Source organism: Acinetobacter sp. CIP 64.7, assembly GCF_000369745.1.
Lineage (GTDB): Bacteria > Pseudomonadota > Gammaproteobacteria > Pseudomonadales > Moraxellaceae > Acinetobacter > Acinetobacter fasciculus.
Genome location: NZ_KB850177.1, coordinates 172,902 through 189,299 on the forward strand (window position 1 = coordinate 172,902; position 16,398 = coordinate 189,299).

The window sequence follows — 16,398 nt, forward strand, 5'->3', positions numbered from 1 at the left end:
GCGCTTTTTTTGATTTGGACTTTTTATTTTTTCATTAACCAGCGATCAAAATAAGGACGACCTACGCCGACTACTCCCAAGAAAATAAACATGGTACCGAACTGGCGAGTAAATCCGGTTTGATTAAAGCTGCCATAACTTAGAATGTTATCGACCAAGCAATACACCAGAATCGCGACCAGCCAGTGCCAGAGAGGCATACGCTTGATACCGACGAAATAAAAGGCAATCCATAAAATGGCAAAGGTGAAGATTGGTGACCAGATATTCATATTGGCACAAATGACAGCCATCAGAAATGCCACAATCGGCAGGACAATTTTTAATACGCGATCCACTTGACGTTGATGCTGGCGTTGTTTCTCGAGGACATCGAACATTTCATTTTGATCAGGCGCGACCATAGTGAATCCTTAACAAGTAATAAAAAGCACTCTATTTAACAAAATTTATTCACGAAATGCCATGCTATGATAGAGATAAAATTTTCATGAGAAAAAACAGATGCACAGCATTAGTGGGGTTATTTATCTCATTTTGGCCGCTTGTCTTTTGCCTTATGTGTTTACATTGATTGCAAAAAAATCAGCAGGCTTCAGCAGCAAAGACAATCAGAACCCACGGGCATTTTTAGAAAAGTCTTCAGGCTTGGCCAGTCGCGCGAATGCTGCCCAGCAGAATAGCTTTGAAAGTTTGCCACTCTTTATTGCTGCTATTCTAATGGCGGAATATATGGTGGTGCCGCAAAGTGTAGTGATGACTTTTGGTGTAGCTTATCTGGTTTTTCGTGTGTTGTACGGAATCTGCTATTTGGCCAACTGGGCGACTTTACGCTCTATCGTATGGTTGCTCTCGATGTTATGTCCGGTAGCTTTATTGCTGCTGATCATCAAGTTGGTTTAAGTCATCAGGTCTGCGGACATATTTACAGTTCGATATTTTAAAATCCAAAAAAATCTTTAAAAACCGTTATAATTGTCGCGGTTTTTTAAAAGATATAACTTGTTAAAGAGTGATGCTATGAGCTACAGCAATATCCCAGCGGGTAAAGATGCGCCAAACGATATCTATGTGATCATCGAAATTCCTGCAAATGCAGCACCAATCAAATACGAAATCGATAAAGATTCTGATGCGTTATTTGTAGACCGTTTCATGGGTACAGCAATGTTCTACCCAGCAAACTACGGTTATGTACCAAACACACTATCGCTTGATGGTGACCCATTAGACGTACTGGTTGTAACACCTCATCCAGTAGAGCCAGGTTCAGTCATTCGTTGTCGTCCTGTCGGTAAATTGAACATGGAAGATGACGGTGGTGTTGATGCGAAACTGGTTGCAGTTCCACATGACAAACTGACCCCAATCTACAAAGATGTTCAGGAATATACTGATCTTCCTCCATTGTTGATCAGCCAGATCGAACATTTCTTTCAGCACTACAAAGATTTAGAGCCAGGAAAATGGGTTAAGTTAAGTGGTTGGGAAGGTGCTGATGTTGCGAAACAAGAAGTACTGGACTCAATTGCTGCTTATGCAGAAGCAAATAAATAATTGCTTTTTGTTGTCCAGGTTTTAACTTTTTAAAGCCTGGAATAAAAAAAACCTGCACAATGTGCAGGTTTTTTTATGGCTTGAAATTCGTGTGAATTAGAATAATTTCACAGGAATGTCTAACCAGATACGCCATTCATTAGTGTCACCAATGTAGTTTCCGTATTGGTATTCATCACTCGCACGGTAGTATGAGTGACGTACACGTAAGCTGGTATCTTTAGCAAAACCAGATTGAACTGTATATTTTACCTGATTAAAGAATTCACGTTCTTGAGCATCACCAGTGATTAATTGAGAGCGATCATTTTGATTAGCAACATCAATATCCCAACCATATACAAATGCAGAAGTCCAAGATAGGCCAGGAACATTCATTGCACTGAAATCGTAAGTGTATTGAAGCTGTGCTGATTTTTCATCATTACCAATGAAGTCAGACAGGTATGAGTTCGGCATATAAATGGTTTGATGACCATCACCTACACCTTGACCTAAACCATAGTCATAACCTGTATTACCTGTATTTTGTTGGTAAGCTAGCATGACATTGTGTGGGCCTTTATTATAGGTCGTAGAAATTGCCCAAATATTGTTGCTTAACTTATTTAGATCATTTGTGGTATGCGAATAAGTGTATGCACCACCATCTGACTTTTTATCCCAATCAGTATGATAGCCACTAAAGTCATGAGTTAAAGTACTACCATTCGCCAATGCATAATTATAGTTTGCATTAACATAATGACGCTCTAGGCGGTCTTTAATGTCTGTACCATAGTAAGAAGCATTAACTGCATCATTAAATTTGTATTTTGCACCCCAAACTACTGCGCGCTCCAATTCATTACCATCAGATTTGATCTGGCTTGAACGCTGGTTTTCAGTAAATTTACCAGCAACGAGGCTTAAGTTTTCGATTTCATTACTTTCAACCAATACACCTGTAAAGTATTCAGGTACTAAACGCGCAGTATTGCTTGCAAGTACAGGTAAGTCTAAAACCTGAGTACCATAAGTAGCAGTCGTGTTTGAAACACGTGCTTTTACATATGCGCCGCCACGTGCCCAATGATCATAAGCTGAACCATCCGGATGTTGAGGAATCATGTCATTACCGGCATGCGCATTTTCACCCAATTTGAAAGATGCATCACCGATAATACCGGCACCAAAGCCGACTACACCTTTGGTAAAACCAGAGTCTAATTTAACGATCGCAGTCTGAGCAGCTGAACTTGTATCATTAACAACTTCACGTGCACCGGTTTGATTGTTGTTATAGTTTGTTTTATCGCGGTGCAAATAGCCGGTACGGAAAAGTACAGAACCTTCTGCGTCTTCTACAAAACCTTTCGATTCGCTTTGCTCGCTAGCGAAAGCGGTAGAAACCAAAGCAGCCTGAATCAAAACTGCTAATGTTAATTTTTTTGAATTTTGCATTGGGAAGAGAGCCTTATACAAATTGATCGGAATTTTTTAGGAATTGTATAAGAATTGCTGAAAAAATGTCATTTTTTATTGGATATATTCCACTAAAGTTTAGATTTTTTTAACTCAAATTAAACAATAGCAAGGATTTGATATGATTAATTTCTGACCTATCGGTAAAAAGTGAGTAAAAACATAATCCTATTGGAAGATATAAATGATATTTCTGAAGTAGTGAAATAAACATGATCAGCTTGTTTATTTTAGAATGTGCAAAAATTTGATCAAAAATTACGCACTATTTTTTAGCACAAATTTTAGTCATTCTAAAAATAGAATCAAAATGGGGCAAATTGTAAATGATTATGTATAATTATTAAAAAAGTGAAGAAATACCCTTAAATACATTTATTTAAGAGAAAGCCTAGATAATTTAGTTTTTCATAATTTAAATTTTAATTTAAAAACAATGATTTAAATTTTATTTGTCTTTTTAGATTTATTATTTTGGTTCCTTTTATCCAGATTGGCATAGCTCTTGCAAATTTTGAGCTTGAGTTTAATCAATGATCATAAAAACGTCTCAGACGATCTGGGGGAGCCACACAATGAAATTAACATTAAAAGTATTATCTCTTGCTTTATTGGGCGCTGTATCTTCTTTTACTTTTGCCGAAGAACCTGTTGCTGAACATACGGTATCTGGAAATATCAGCGTACTTTCGAGCTATAACTTGCGTGGTATTACTAACATTCCTGAAAATAGCGGCGCTACCTTACAAGGTGGACTTGATTATAACCATGCGTCTGGCTTCTATGCAGGTTGGTGGGGATCTACGCTAGATTACCCTTTGTCTGAAGAAGGACGTGATGCTTTCGAAAATAACTTCTATGCTGGCTATAGCCATGCAGTCAATGATGACTTAGGTTTAACGATCGGTACGACCTACTATTATTATTATGAATCTGATGTCAATTCTGATGGATTTGAGCTGTTACTGGGTATGAGCTATAAAGATTTGGGCGTTACAGCACAAACTCTTCTTGAAGATACTACTTGGGGCAATGCAGGTGATACCTATTTAAAAGCTACTTATAGCTATGCTTTACCACAAGATTTCAGCTTGGATACAGCTTTAGGCTTATACGCTTATGAAAAATCAGGTGACTTTATTGAAGGAACTACAGAAAGTTTTGGTTTCCGTCATTTTGACATCGGTTTAAGCAAGCCACTTGGTGACACAGGTGTAACTGCAAGCATGAATTATATCTTGGGTGGTTATGATCGTTTTGATGAAAAACAAAAGAATAAAGTCGTATTTGGACTCGGTTATAGCTTCTAATCCTCTTTAGATAAAAAGGCGACCTTAGGTCGCCTTTTTTTAATGATCTAAATCTGCTGCTGCCCGCGATAAGACAGGGCCTCCGAAAGATGCTGACTTTGAATATCTGGACTTTGATTTAAATCGGCAATGGTGCGTGCAACACGCAAGACCCGATGATAGCCGCGCGCTGATAAATTCAGTTTTTGCTGAGCCATTTCAAGCATATTCTGAGCAGACTGATCTAATGCGGCATATTGCTCTAACTGCTTTGGACTCAAACTCATATTCAAGGTATTTTGCCGTTGCATCTGAATTTCATAGGCTGCAATGACGCGTTGTCTAACCGTTTCTGAGTTTTCTGTAGGTCGATTGTCCTGTAATTCATGCGCTTGTAATGGCGGTACATCAATATGCAAATCAATCCGATCCAGCAACGGGCCTGAAATCCGGTTCTGATAGCGTTTAATACTTTCGGGTGAACATTGGCAGCGGATATCTTGATTGAATGCATACCCACATGGACATGGATTCATGGCAGCCACCAACTGGAAATTAGCCGGAAAGGTAATTTGGCGTGATGCCCGGGAAATGACGATTTCCTTGGCTTCCAAAGGCTGACGTAGAACCTCCAGCACTTTGCGGTCGAATTCAGGCAGTTCGTCCAGAAATAAAACCCCTAAATGTGCCAGGGTAATTTCTCCTGGCTTGGGGTGTGAGCCGCCACCGACCAATGCCACCGCAGAAGCAGTATGGTGTGGTGCTCGAAACGGCCGTTGTCCAAAAGGGTGATTGGCATTCGCCACCGAATAAATACTGGCCACTTCCAGATTTTCCTGCGTCTTTAAGGGCGGCAAAATACTGGCCAATCGAGAAGCCAGCAAGGTCTTGCCTGTTCCGGGTGGGCCTCGAAACAGCAGGGAATGACCACCTGCCGCAGCAATTTCCAAGCCACGCCGTGGTCGTAATTGTCCTTTTACATCCGCCAGATCAAACTTATAAAAATGGTCTGTATTGAGTGGACTGGCTTCTATTTGCGGTAAGCGCTGCGCTTGGGAAAGATGTTCACACACTTCTTTTAAATGATTGGCTGCAAAGACTTTAAAGTCTGGGAGCTGACAGGCTTCCTGTGCATTGGGGCCAGGCAAAATCAGTTGATGCTGGTCACTTTGACAGGCAATGGCAATACTTAAGGTGCCGCTGACAGGACGTAATTGACCATCGAGGGCCAACTCGCCAATAAACTCCAGATGCTCAGTACAATCTTCAGGCAGCTGGCCTGAAGCCACTAAAATGCCTAATGCAATCGGTAAATCCAGACGTGATCCATCTTTCGGTAGATCTGCTGGCGCCAGATTAATGGTCAGACGTTTGGTCGGAAATTGAAAGCCGCTATTCAAAATGGCAGAGCGTACCCGGTCTTTACTTTCACGTACCGCTGCTTCGGGAAGCCCCACTATAGTGAGTGAAGGCATACCCGAACTGACATGAACTTCGACTTCAATTAAAGGCGCATGCAGGCCCAGCAAGCCTCGCGTATAAATTTTAGCAAAAGACATTATTATTGTTCCAATATGGTGCGTTATTTTTATCGTTCTGGTGTCTTTTGTGCACTGTAGTTGTGCTTATTTTTTGTTCGAAATTTTCTCTTCTAATGCTTCCACCTGTTTGAGCAAATCATTCAGGCGATGATTGGCATTATTTAGGGCAGTACGCTGACGTTCTATTTCTTCTTTAGACACCAAATCCATTTTCGCCACAGCTTCATTTAACAGGGCACGGATATTATGTTCCAAATCTTTCTTGGGTTGTTCGACTTGCTGCAAAATTGCTTGTAATAAAGTTTCAATCATCGTCTGATCCATCGCCGTAGAAAGGAGCGCACAGTTTAGCATTGCTAAAATGCAGACTATAGTATTTCAGACAAAATATAGACTTATTCGATTAAAGATATTGTAAAAATCCACATAAAAAATGTCTATTTTTTGAAGATTCAAAGCCTTTATCCGTATAAAATAAGGTATAAATAAACCACATGCCAGGCTTTCTAATTTCCCCCGACCTTAGGAATCTTGGCATGAAATTTGAACGTAAAACCTTACTGGTGAAATAAGCCGAAGGAAAACAAACATGAAGCTCGTAACTGCAATTGTAAAACCTTTTAAATTAGATGATGTTCGCGAAGCATTGTCTGAAATTGGTGTTCAAGGCATCACTGTAACTGAAGTGAAAGGCTTTGGTCGTCAAAAAGGCCACACTGAACTCTATCGTGGTGCTGAATACGTTGTAGATTTCTTGCCGAAAGTCAAAATTGAAATCGCGATTAGCGATGAAATGGTAGACGCGGTGATTGAATCTATTACTCGTGTGGCGAGCACTGGAAAAATCGGTGACGGAAAAATTTTCGTGACTAACTTGGAACAAGTCATCCGTATTCGTACAGGTGAAACAGGTGCAGACGCTGTCTAACTTGGCACGAAGTTTGCTGAGTACCTAATAACTCACAAAAACTTGGTTGGGGGATACGAATGAAAAAAATGCTACTCGCGTTCGGCATGGCCGGCGCTCTTTTTGGTGGTTCTGTTGCATGGGCTGAAGAAGCTGCAACAGCAACAACACCGACAGAAGAAATTGTGCTTGTTGAAGAAGCAGACGATACAACAAATACAACAACAGACACTACAGCAGCAATTGCTGAAGCAGCGCCAGTTGAAGCTGCAGCACCTGCAGAAGAAGAACCAACGCTAGATACCGGCGATACCGCCTGGGTTTTAACCTCTACCGCTCTAGTTTTACTCATGACCATTCCTGGCTTGGCGCTATTTTATGGCGGTATGGTCCGCAAGAAAAACGTTCTAGCGACGATGGCACATAGCTTTATTGCTGCAGCGGTGGTCAGTATTGCCTGGGTGATTATTGGTTATACCCTAGCTTTCGGTGAAGGCAATGCCTTTATAGGCGGCCTGGACAAGTTCATGCTGGCCGGTATTACCACAGAGGCGCTTTCAGGCACGATTCCTGAAATCCTGTTTGTGATTTTCCAAATGACTTTTGCCATCATTACGGTTGCCATCATCAGCGGTTCGATTGCAGAACGTATGAAATTTGGTGCTTTCGTTGCTTTTATCGCACTTTGGGTGGTGATTGTTTATGCACCAATTACCCACTGGGTATGGGGTGGTGGCTGGTTAGGTAACGACGGCGCGCTTGATTTTGCCGGTGGTACGGTTGTACATATCAACTCGGGTGTTGCCGGTCTGGTAGCGGCATATATGCTGGGCAAACGTATGGGTTTGGGTCGTGAATCTATGGCACCGCATAACCTGACGCTTACAGTAGTTGGTGCATCTTTGCTCTGGGTAGGCTGGTTCGGTTTCAACGGTGGTTCTGCATTAGGTGCCAACGGTTCTGCAGGCTATGCCTTGATCGTGACTCAAGTCGCAGCAGCGGCAGCAGCCATCTCCTGGTTAATCACTGAAAAACTGGCACGTGGTAAAGCTTCTGTACTGGGCGGCGTATCGGGTGCAGTTGCTGGTCTGGTGGTCATTACTCCAGCTGCAGGTTTTGTGACTGTAGGCGGCGCATTGGCGATGGGTCTGATCGGTGGTGTGGTGTGCTTCTGGGGGATTACTGCACTGAAACGCGCATTGAAAGCCGATGATTCTTTAGATGCTTTTGGCCTGCATGGTGTAGGTGGTATTGTTGGCGCGATTTTAACGGCCTTCTTTGCCAGCGAATTCATCATGGGTGACAATGCTCCTGCCAATGTCATGCATCAGCTTTGGGTGCAAGTGGAAGGTGTACTGGCAACCATTGCTTACTCTGCGATCATGACCTTCATTATCCTGAAAGTCATTGACTTGATCATTGGAATCCGTGTGGCATCTGATGATGAGCGTATGGGTCTGGATTTAAGCCAACATGGCGAACGTGTCGAATAATAATAAATCCACCATAATCAATATATAGTGTAAAACAGCCCGAATGGGCTGTTTTTTTTCTATATGTTGCGTAAAACTCTACAAAGTTTGTAATTTTTGCTACACTCGGAATCCATCTGGATTTGTTCAATTAAACCGCTATGCATTGCCCATTTTGCAATACTGCAGACAGTAAAGTGATTGATTCACGCCTGGCAGCTGAAGGATGTCAGATTCGTCGTCGCCGTGAATGTGTCAGTTGTAATGAACGCTTCACTACCTTTGAAAGCTATGAAGTGGTGATGCCGCGCGTCATCAAGTCGGATGGTAAAAATGAACCTTTCGATGAAGCCAAATTACGCCGTTCCCTGATGCATGCCTTACAAAAACGCCCGGTGACCCAAGAGCAGATTGAAACGGTGCTGAGCGATATTCAGCTACAGATTCGTCGTTTAGGTGAGCGTGACGTGAAATCACGTACCATCGGTGAAATCGTGATGCAGTCTTTATTTGCTCTGGATCATGTTGCTTATGTGCGTTTCGCTTCGGTCTATCAGGATTTTCAGGATGTTGAAGCTTTTCGTCATCAGATTGAACAGATGCAACAACGAGAATTACAAGAATAAGCATGGTTGAACTGAATCAAGATCAAGTCTGGATGCGCCGGGCCATTGAATTGGCTCGTCAAGGGCAATATTCCACCAAACCGAATCCGAATGTCGGCTGCGTCATTGTTAAAGATGGCATCGTGATTGGTGAAGGCTTTCATCCCCAAGCCGGCCAGCCACATGCTGAAGTCTTTGCGCTGCGTCAGGCCGGTGAACAGGCCCGTGGTGCAACCGCTTATGTGACTTTAGAACCTTGTGCGCATTATGGCCGTACGCCGCCTTGTGCCAAGGGTCTGGTTGAAGCAGGTGTGGCTAAAGTTGTCGTGGCCTGTCCAGATCCCAATCCGCTGGTGGCTGGCAAGGGTGTACAGATCCTGAAAGATGCCGAAATCGAAGTCGAGATTGGCATCTGTGAAGATGAAGCGCATCAGCTGAATCAAGGCTTCCTGAAAGCCATGGCGACTGGCATGCCTTATATGCGTTTAAAAATTGCCTCAAGTCTGGATGGCCGTACCGCGATGGCATCGGGTGAATCAAAATGGATTACCGGTTTAGCAGCACGTCAGGATGTACAGCACTGGCGTGCGATTTCAGGCGCAGTGATTACCGGGATTGATACGGTTCTTGCGGATGACTGTGAACTGAATGTGCGTCAACTGGATGGCCTTGAAGATATCAAGACTGTGGTGCAACCGAAACGGATTATTCTGGACCGTCAGGGGCGTTTACCACTCAACGCAAAAATTTTAGTGCAACCTGAAACAGTGATGGTCATGGGGCCATTTCGTCAGGAGCTTGCAGATCTGGGTGTGCTACACTTGCCGGTACAGCCTTTAGCAGAATTATTAAAGCAACTGGTTCAACAGCATCAGATTTATGATGTCTTGGTGGAAGCAGGGGCGACCTTATCTACGGCATTTTTACAACAAAAATTGGTTGATGAACTGATCAGTTACGTTGCACCGACCCTATTGGGTCAGTCTGCGCGTACCATGTTTAATGCAGAATTTAGCCATATGGCCGAACAACTCCGATTTAAGCTGCGCGATGTAACTCGCTTAGGTGATGACGTGCGCTTCAGGCTAATTCCTTTTCAAGAGACACTATGAGTTCAGAGTCTACGGTTTATCATAAACGTCGCCATGCGGCACGTACCACCGATGAATATCTTTTCCATCAACTGGTTCCTTATCTGGGCAATAAGCGCCGTTTACTGCATTTAATTCTGGAAGCTCTGGAGAGTACAGGAACCCTGAAACGTAGCGATGGCCGTGCTCCAATCTTTGCTGACTTTTTTGCAGGTTCAGGCGTGGTCTCGCGTTTGGCCCGTCAGAATGGTTATCGCGTCATTGCCAATGACTGGGAACCGTATAGCCATGCGCTGAATCATGCGGTACTGGCCTGTACTGAAGCACCGGCATTTAAAGAACTCGGTGGCTATCAGAAAGCGATTGATTATCTGAACCGTCTGCCGGAAGTTAAAGGCTGGGTGACGCATAACCTGTGTCCGCGTAATGATGAAATTTATGATCCAGCCCGTGATCGTTTGTTCTTTAAACGTCGTAACGGCATGCGTATTGATGCCATCCGTCAGCAGATTGCAGCCTGGCAGGCACAAGGTGCAATTGATGATGTGGAAATGTCTGCCTTGCTGGCACCCTTGCTGTATTCCGCCAGTTTTGTCAGCAATACTTCTGGTGTTTTCAAAAGCTTTCACCATGGTTGGGGCGGGAAAACCCAAACTGCGCTGGAACGGATTGAATCTTTACTATGGTTAACGCCAAGTCGTTTTTGTGAATCGGATCAGAAAAAAGGAATGGCCGCAGAAATGTGGTGTGTCGATGCCCAGCATCTGGCCAACCAGATGAACGGTTTTGAAGTAGACGTAGCTTATCTGGATCCACCGTATAATCAGCATGCTTATAGCAGTAATTATCATGTGCTGAATGCGCTGACCTTATGGGATCAGGCCGATTTACCGACTCCAGATACCAAGGGCTTTAAGAGCGGGATTGACCGGGCATGGCGCAAAGAGCGTCCGAGCCAGTACAATTCCTCTAAATATGCCAAAGAAGCTTACGAGAGCCTGTTGGCGACCATTAATGCACGTTTCATCCTGACCAGTTATTCAACTGACGGGAATATCAGCGCAACTGATTTGTTACAGGCCAATCTGAAACGTGGCCGGGTGACCTTGCTGACCCAAGATGTGCCGCGTTATCGTGTTAGCAAACAGCGCCAGTCTGAACGTGCACGCGTGCTGGAATTTATTGTGATTACCGATACCCACGCCAAGTCAGGTCCACCGATCCGTCAATTACTCAGCCAGCTGCATCATTATGCAGAATTGGGCGGTGTGGATACGACCGGCGTCAGTACCCAGTTGGCCCTCTGGTAAAAGAATTGAAAAGGAAATAAAAATGTTTACAGGTATTATCGAAAGCCTCGGCAAAGTCGAAAGTCTGCAAAGCGTTGGCGGTGATGTACGTTTGCGTATCCAGACTGATCTGGACATGTCCGATGTACATCTGGGTGATTCTATTGCGACCAATGGTATCTGCCTGACCGTGATCGACTGGGGCGAGAACTGGTATGCGGCTGATGTTTCCCGTGAAAGCTTGAACCGGACCACGCTCGGCACCTGGAAAGCCGGTCAGCCTGTCAATGTTGAAAAAGCCATGTTGCCGACTACGCGTTTTGGCGGTCATATTGTGTCAGGTCATGTGGATGCAGTCGGTGAAATCACGCTGGTTCGTGAAGATGCACGTTCGATTTATTATGAAGTCACTGCACCTGCTGAAATTGCCAAATACCTGGCAGAAAAAGGCTCGGTTACAGTTGATGGTATTAGCCTGACGATTAATCATTTACGTGGCAGTGTGATCAGTCTGAACCTGATTCCGCATACTGCTGAACGGACCAATATTGGTACCTGGAAAGTCGGTAGCAAGGTCAATCTGGAAGTGGATGTATTGGCACGTTATATCGAGCGCTTATTGCTCGGTGATAAAGCCGCCGAAGCCACTGAACAATCAAAAATCAGCATGGATTTCCTGGCTGAAAATGGTTTCTTAAAATAAGAGAAATGTTGATTTACTGAACAGTCTGATTGAAAAATTAGACTGTTTTTTTATTTTTCGGGATAATCAGCAGTTCAACTTGCAAATATTGCCTGGGTGGACGGGTCGAATGCTCGATTTTTTACTGAACTTGGAACAGTCATTGCCGCTATTGCTCGATCAATATGGGGTATGGATTTATGCAATCCTGTTTCTGGTGATTTTTGCAGAAACCGGTTCTGTATTTTTCTTTTTCCTGCCGGGTGACAGTCTATTGCTGGCTGTGGGAGCTTTGTGCGCCAGCAGCGACCTGGTGACCTTGCATTCGATGGGGCTGTTGTTATTCACTGCCTCGGTGCTGGGCTATAGCGTGAATTATTACACCGGAAAAGTTCTCGGCTTAAAATATTTCAACCAACATTCACGTTATTTCAAGCCGGAATATATGGTGAAAACCAACCACTATTTTATGAAACATGGCGGTAAAACTATTTTAATCGCACGTTTTATTCCCTTTGTCCGCTCATTTGGCCCTTTTGCTGCCGGTTCAGCGCATATGAGCTTTGCCACATTCAGCTTTTATAATATTGCGGGTGGCATCCTCTGGATTGGCACTTTATTAAGCATTGGCTATCTGCTCGGAAATGCTGCCTTTATGCTGGCAGATTTTTTGTAAGATGCGACATAGAAGATAAAAAAGCCCGAATTTTCGGGCTTTTTTAATGTGAAAGGATCATTTAAATATTGCGTGGCTGATCAGAAAATTCAGAATTTTTCAGCATATACTCGATTTCTTCTTTGGCTGCCGCACGCATTTTTTCACGCAGTGCATTGACGGTCTGTTCAATCACGGTTTCTGCCTCAAGTTCCAGACGTAAACGCACACTTTCTAATTCGGATAAAATGCTCTGATCCTCAATCTGGATGCGACCTCTGGCAAAATCAAAAGTCGTCTCAGGATTTTTTGCATAACGTGCGACATAGTGCTGCACTTCAGCTTCTAGATGCGTATTTATTTCAGCAAGCATTTGGATCTGTTCGCTCAATTTTCGCTGTTCTTCAAGACGTAGCTGTTCTTGATAGGCCTGTTCCTCGGCACGCTTTTCGGCCAAAGCTTTTTCGAGCGCGAGCTGTTTGCGAATACGGGCTTCTTCAATCAATTCGGCCTTGCGCTGCGCATAGGCTGCTTCAATCTTGCGTTCAGATTCCTGCTGCAAGTGCTGGTCACGACTCTGCCATTCTTCCAAAGACGTTTCTGGCTTTAAAATATCGCAGATCCGAGAGAGGTCATCGATAAAGGTCTGACGCACAGCTTCCGGCACATTTAACCAGCGCTGTTTAAAATCGGGACCTACATTTAATGCCACGTGCCTCTCCTTGTGGATGATATCGGTTAAAGCTTATGGGTGTCCGGTTCAATACCTAATCGACGATATTGCTTGAATTTTTCACGACCCAGCTGTTTAGCTGTTTCATGATTTTCAATGATCTCAATAATGTGACTAAATTTTGCGTAAGGTTCAAGTGCTTCCGGATTAAAATTGAAAATAATCCAGTCGGACTGTTCCGGTAGTGTGGCCGAAATACAGACCATCGCCTGAGGCTGGTCAATACCATGTGGAATAAAGCTGCTGGGGTCAAAGCTCCACAGACGTTCATCTAGCTGCTGTTGCAAATCTGTATCGGCACACAGTAACCAGATCCGCGCCGGCTGACGCAGAATCTTACGGCATAAACGACAAGTGCTGTCCACTTGTCGTTCAGGGCTTTTTTCAAATAAATAAAAGCTGACTTTAGCCATTGCTTTGAACGCGATTCGCCAGGAATTGCATCAATAATGGAACTGGACGGCCGGTCGCCCCTTTATTGGTGCCTGAATTCCACGCCGTACCGGCCACATCGAGATGTGCCCAGCGATATTCACGGGTAAAACGTTGCAGGAAGCAGGCTGCAGTCACAGAACCGGCTTTTGGCCCACCGATATTGCCAATGTCCGCAAATGGTGAATCCAGCTGTTCCTGATAGTCATCCAGTACCGGCATACGCCATACCCGGTCAAATGAATGCTGGCCGGCAGCTTCCAGTTCTGCTGCCAGTTTATCATCTGGCGTGAACAGACCTGTCAGCACTGAACCCAAAGCGACCACACAGGCACCGGTTAAGGTCGCAATATCAATCACCAAAGCAGGATTAAAACGTTTTACATAAGTCAAGGTATCACATAGGACCAAACGACCTTCGGCATCAGTATTCAGGATTTCAACCGTCTGACCACTCATGGTCGTTACGATATCGCCAGGACGGGTGGCTTTACCTGAAGGCATGTTTTCTGCTGCAGCGATGGTTCCCACCACATGCAGAGGTAAGCGGGACTCACACAATGCACGCATCGTACCGAGTACAGAGGCTGCGCCACACATGTCATATTTCATTTCGTCCATGCCTGCGCCCGGTTTAAGTGAAATACCGCCAGTATCAAACGTAATGCCTTTACCCACCAAAACTACCGGCGCTTCGCTACGCTCTGACTGATATTCCATGCTGATAATACGACCTGGACGCTCTGAACCTTTACTTACCGCAAGGAAGGCTCCCATGCCTAAATCTGCCATTTGCTGTTCATCCAGCACTGTGACTTTAAGTAGGTCTGGATATTCAGCCGCCAAAGCCACCGCCTGTTCTGCAAGATATTCAGGGAAACAGATATTGCCCGGATGGTTGCCCAGGTCACGTGCCAGATTTTGTCCGCTTTGCACTGCTTGTACCAGTTGCAACTGTTCGGTAGTTAAGACGCTATGAGTGGCAATCAGGTCGATCTGCTCGAGCACAAATTCATTCTTCTTGGATTTATATTCATCATAACCATAGCTGGCCTGAGTCAGGAAGAGCGCAAACAGATAATGGAATTCTTGTGGAAGTTGTGTCAGATCTACAGAAATCTGTTTGAATTTTTTTTGAGTGACTTGAATAATAGTTTGCGCGATTTTTGCAAGTTTTGCCGGTTGCAGTTCAGCGACCTTGCCTAAACCAATTAGTGCTGCATGGCTGGACTGGCTCACCTGACCAATCAGGCTCAGGCTTTCCGCCAACGCTGCCTTGAATTGAGAGGCTTCAATTAATGTGTCTAAATTATTGATTTGATAGGTTGCGGTTGTATTCTGAAGTTGTTCTGAGTCAACTAAAATCAACAAAGATTGACTTGATCCATTCTCTGGGAATGACGTATTAATTGTAAGTTTCATATTCTGTTTTCACGCCTGTCTAGATGGGTAAATCATTCAGTCATTGAAACATTTATCTGAATAGATTTTCAATGGGCAGGGCGGCCTAGGTTTTATATTTTTGCTATTCGGGTAAACTAGCACTCGTTTTATGGACCTTATTTTGGAAGAATTAATTTGATTATTCGGCGTTATCTGGTCAAGCAAGTTGTCTCGACATCCTTGGTGGTGATTGCCTTATTGACCTTGATCATGATGGGCGGTCGACTGATCAAGTATTTTGGTGTTGCGGCGCAAGGCCGTCTGGATGCAGGCATTTTATTTAGCATTATTGGCTACCGTTTGCCTGAATTCTTGACCCTGATTCTTCCGCTCGGTTTCTTTATTGGACTGATGCTGGTGTTTGGCCGTTTATATGTCGACCATGAAATGGCGGTGATGAATGGCAGTGGCGTCAGTCGGCATCAATTGGCGCGTCTACTGGTGCCGATGACCCTGGTGTTTTTGATTGCTCAGGCCGGATTGATGCTGTGGGCTGCGCCGTGGGGCATTCGCCAGTTTGAAGCCCTGACCACCAGTCAGGCGGTACGTACCGGCTTTGACCTGGTGCGACCGAAAGAATTTATCTCCTCTGGGCCCTATACCATTTATGCCGGTGACCTGTCAGAAGACCGTAAAAATTTAAAAGATATTTTCTTTTATCAGCGTGCGGAAAAAGAAGGCAAACCGGATGTGATGATTCTGGCGCAGGAAGCCACCCGAATTGAAGTACCGAATGATGCTGCCAATGTGGTCGATCTGGTTAATGGACGCCGTTATGAGATCTATCCGGGTACACCGCAATATACTCAAGCTGAATTTGAAAGCTATCGTCTGCGCTTAGAAAGCGATGAAGAAGCGCAATTTGCCAGTACTGAAGTTGAGGCCTTACCGACCTCGCAATTGTGGCAGAACCGTCAGGATCCTGTGGTGGCCAGTGAGTTGGGCTGGCGGGTGTTTGTTCCTTTTGCGATTCTGATTGCCCTGATTCTGGCTGTGGCCTTGTCTGAAGTGAGTCCACGACAGGGTCGATATCTCAAGTTATTTCCTGCCCTCATGATTTTTGCCAGTCTGATTGTGGCCCTGATGGCAGTGAAGACGCGGATCAGTAAAGAAGAAATGGGCATTTGGGCCTATCCATTGATTCTGATTGCCTATGCAATTGCGGGTGCCTTGTTCTCGCGTAAACAGAAATTAGGCCCGAAAATCAAGAAACAGATTCAGCGAGTGAGGTCTTAACA

The 16,398-nt window shown here is 44.3% G+C and carries 18 protein-coding genes; 11 read left to right on the top strand and 7 right to left on the bottom strand.

The window, feature by feature from the left end; translation table 11 throughout:
• Window positions 1-23: 23 nt before the first annotated feature.
• Complete coding sequence (locus tag F890_RS00810; protein WP_005108436.1) at window positions 24-404, bottom strand: hypothetical protein; 381 nt, start codon at window positions 402-404, stop codon at window positions 24-26.
• 100 nt (window positions 405-504) lie between these two features.
• On the opposite strand from F890_RS00810, the gene F890_RS00815 reads away from it, so the two are divergent.
• On the top strand, window positions 505-903 hold the full coding sequence (locus F890_RS00815) for an MAPEG family protein (RefSeq protein WP_005108437.1): 399 nt from the start codon (window positions 505-507) through the stop codon (window positions 901-903).
• Between the two features lie 117 nt (window positions 904-1,020).
• Window positions 1,021-1,557, top strand: a complete 537-nt coding sequence (ppa, locus tag F890_RS00820) for an inorganic diphosphatase (protein WP_004281037.1) — start codon at window positions 1,021-1,023, stop codon at window positions 1,555-1,557.
• A gap of 96 nt (window positions 1,558-1,653) precedes the next feature.
• On the opposite strand, the gene F890_RS00825 is transcribed toward ppa, so the two are convergent.
• On the bottom strand, window positions 1,654-3,000 hold the full coding sequence (locus F890_RS00825) for an OprD family outer membrane porin (RefSeq protein WP_005249655.1): 1,347 nt from the start codon (window positions 2,998-3,000) through the stop codon (window positions 1,654-1,656).
• Between the two features lie 596 nt (window positions 3,001-3,596).
• Here F890_RS00825 and F890_RS00830 point away from each other — a divergent pair.
• Window positions 3,597-4,331: a TorF family putative porin gene (locus F890_RS00830; RefSeq protein ID WP_004732532.1), complete on the top strand. Its 735-nt coding sequence runs from the start codon at window positions 3,597-3,599 to the stop codon at window positions 4,329-4,331.
• 47 nt (window positions 4,332-4,378) lie between these two features.
• On the opposite strand, the gene F890_RS00835 is transcribed toward F890_RS00830, so the two are convergent.
• Both F890_RS00835 and F890_RS00840 read right to left on the bottom strand, forming a co-directional pair.
• On the bottom strand, window positions 4,379-5,869 hold the full coding sequence (locus tag F890_RS00835) for a YifB family Mg chelatase-like AAA ATPase (RefSeq protein WP_004281040.1): 1,491 nt from the start codon (window positions 5,867-5,869) through the stop codon (window positions 4,379-4,381).
• 66 nt (window positions 5,870-5,935) lie between these two features.
• A complete protein-coding gene (locus F890_RS00840) occupies window positions 5,936-6,163 on the bottom strand; it encodes an accessory factor UbiK family protein (RefSeq protein WP_004281041.1) in 228 nt (75 codons plus the stop codon).
• A gap of 277 nt (window positions 6,164-6,440) precedes the next feature.
• On the opposite strand from F890_RS00840, the gene glnK reads away from it, so the two are divergent.
• The 7 genes from glnK (at window position 6,441) to F890_RS00875 (ending at window position 12,573) form a co-directional block, all read left to right on the top strand.
• Window positions 6,441-6,779, top strand: coding sequence for a P-II family nitrogen regulator (glnK, locus tag F890_RS00845; RefSeq protein WP_004281042.1), 339 nt, complete (start codon window positions 6,441-6,443; stop codon window positions 6,777-6,779).
• A 59-nt stretch (window positions 6,780-6,838) separates the two neighbouring features.
• Window positions 6,839-8,251 (top strand): ammonium transporter, encoded by a 1,413-nt coding sequence (locus F890_RS00850; RefSeq protein ID WP_005249679.1) that lies wholly within the window; start codon window positions 6,839-6,841, stop codon window positions 8,249-8,251.
• 140 nt (window positions 8,252-8,391) lie between these two features.
• A complete protein-coding gene (nrdR, locus tag F890_RS00855) occupies window positions 8,392-8,856 on the top strand; it encodes a transcriptional regulator NrdR (protein WP_004281044.1) in 465 nt (154 codons plus the stop codon).
• 2 nt (window positions 8,857-8,858) lie between these two features.
• Window positions 8,859-9,947: a bifunctional diaminohydroxyphosphoribosylaminopyrimidine deaminase/5-amino-6-(5-phosphoribosylamino)uracil reductase RibD gene (gene ribD / locus F890_RS00860; RefSeq protein WP_004281045.1), complete on the top strand. Its 1,089-nt coding sequence runs from the start codon at window positions 8,859-8,861 to the stop codon at window positions 9,945-9,947.
• Window positions 9,944-11,236: a DNA adenine methylase gene (locus tag F890_RS00865; protein WP_004732518.1), complete on the top strand. Its 1,293-nt coding sequence runs from the start codon at window positions 9,944-9,946 to the stop codon at window positions 11,234-11,236. The genes ribD and F890_RS00865 overlap by 4 nt, the downstream gene beginning before the upstream one ends.
• 22 nt (window positions 11,237-11,258) lie before the next feature.
• Window positions 11,259-11,918, top strand: a complete 660-nt coding sequence (locus tag F890_RS00870; protein WP_004281048.1) for a riboflavin synthase — start codon at window positions 11,259-11,261, stop codon at window positions 11,916-11,918.
• A 109-nt stretch (window positions 11,919-12,027) separates the two neighbouring features.
• Entirely contained in the window at window positions 12,028-12,573 is a 546-nt protein-coding gene (locus F890_RS00875; protein WP_004281049.1) for a VTT domain-containing protein, read from the top strand.
• 61 nt (window positions 12,574-12,634) lie between these two features.
• On the opposite strand, the gene F890_RS00880 is transcribed toward F890_RS00875, so the two are convergent.
• Genes F890_RS00880 through F890_RS00890 form a run of 3 tightly spaced genes read right to left on the bottom strand, consistent with a single transcriptional unit; the run spans window position 12,635 to window position 15,139 of the window.
• Window positions 12,635-13,264 (bottom strand): cell division protein BlhA, encoded by a 630-nt coding sequence (locus F890_RS00880; RefSeq protein WP_005265486.1) that lies wholly within the window; start codon window positions 13,262-13,264, stop codon window positions 12,635-12,637.
• Window positions 13,265-13,290: 26 nt separating this feature from the next.
• Window positions 13,291-13,698, bottom strand: coding sequence for a DNA polymerase III subunit chi (locus tag F890_RS00885; protein WP_005265489.1), 408 nt, complete (start codon window positions 13,696-13,698; stop codon window positions 13,291-13,293).
• Window positions 13,691-15,139: a leucyl aminopeptidase gene (locus F890_RS00890; protein WP_026056609.1), complete on the bottom strand. Its 1,449-nt coding sequence runs from the start codon at window positions 15,137-15,139 to the stop codon at window positions 13,691-13,693. The genes F890_RS00885 and F890_RS00890 overlap by 8 nt, the downstream gene beginning before the upstream one ends.
• Before the next feature lie 156 nt (window positions 15,140-15,295).
• On the opposite strand from F890_RS00890, the gene lptF reads away from it, so the two are divergent.
• The gene (gene lptF, locus F890_RS00895) at window positions 15,296-16,396 is read left to right on the top strand and encodes an LPS export ABC transporter permease LptF (protein ID WP_004281053.1); all 1,101 of its coding nucleotides are present in this window, start codon (window positions 15,296-15,298) and stop codon (window positions 16,394-16,396) included.
• The last annotated feature ends 2 nt before the right edge of the window (window positions 16,397-16,398 follow it).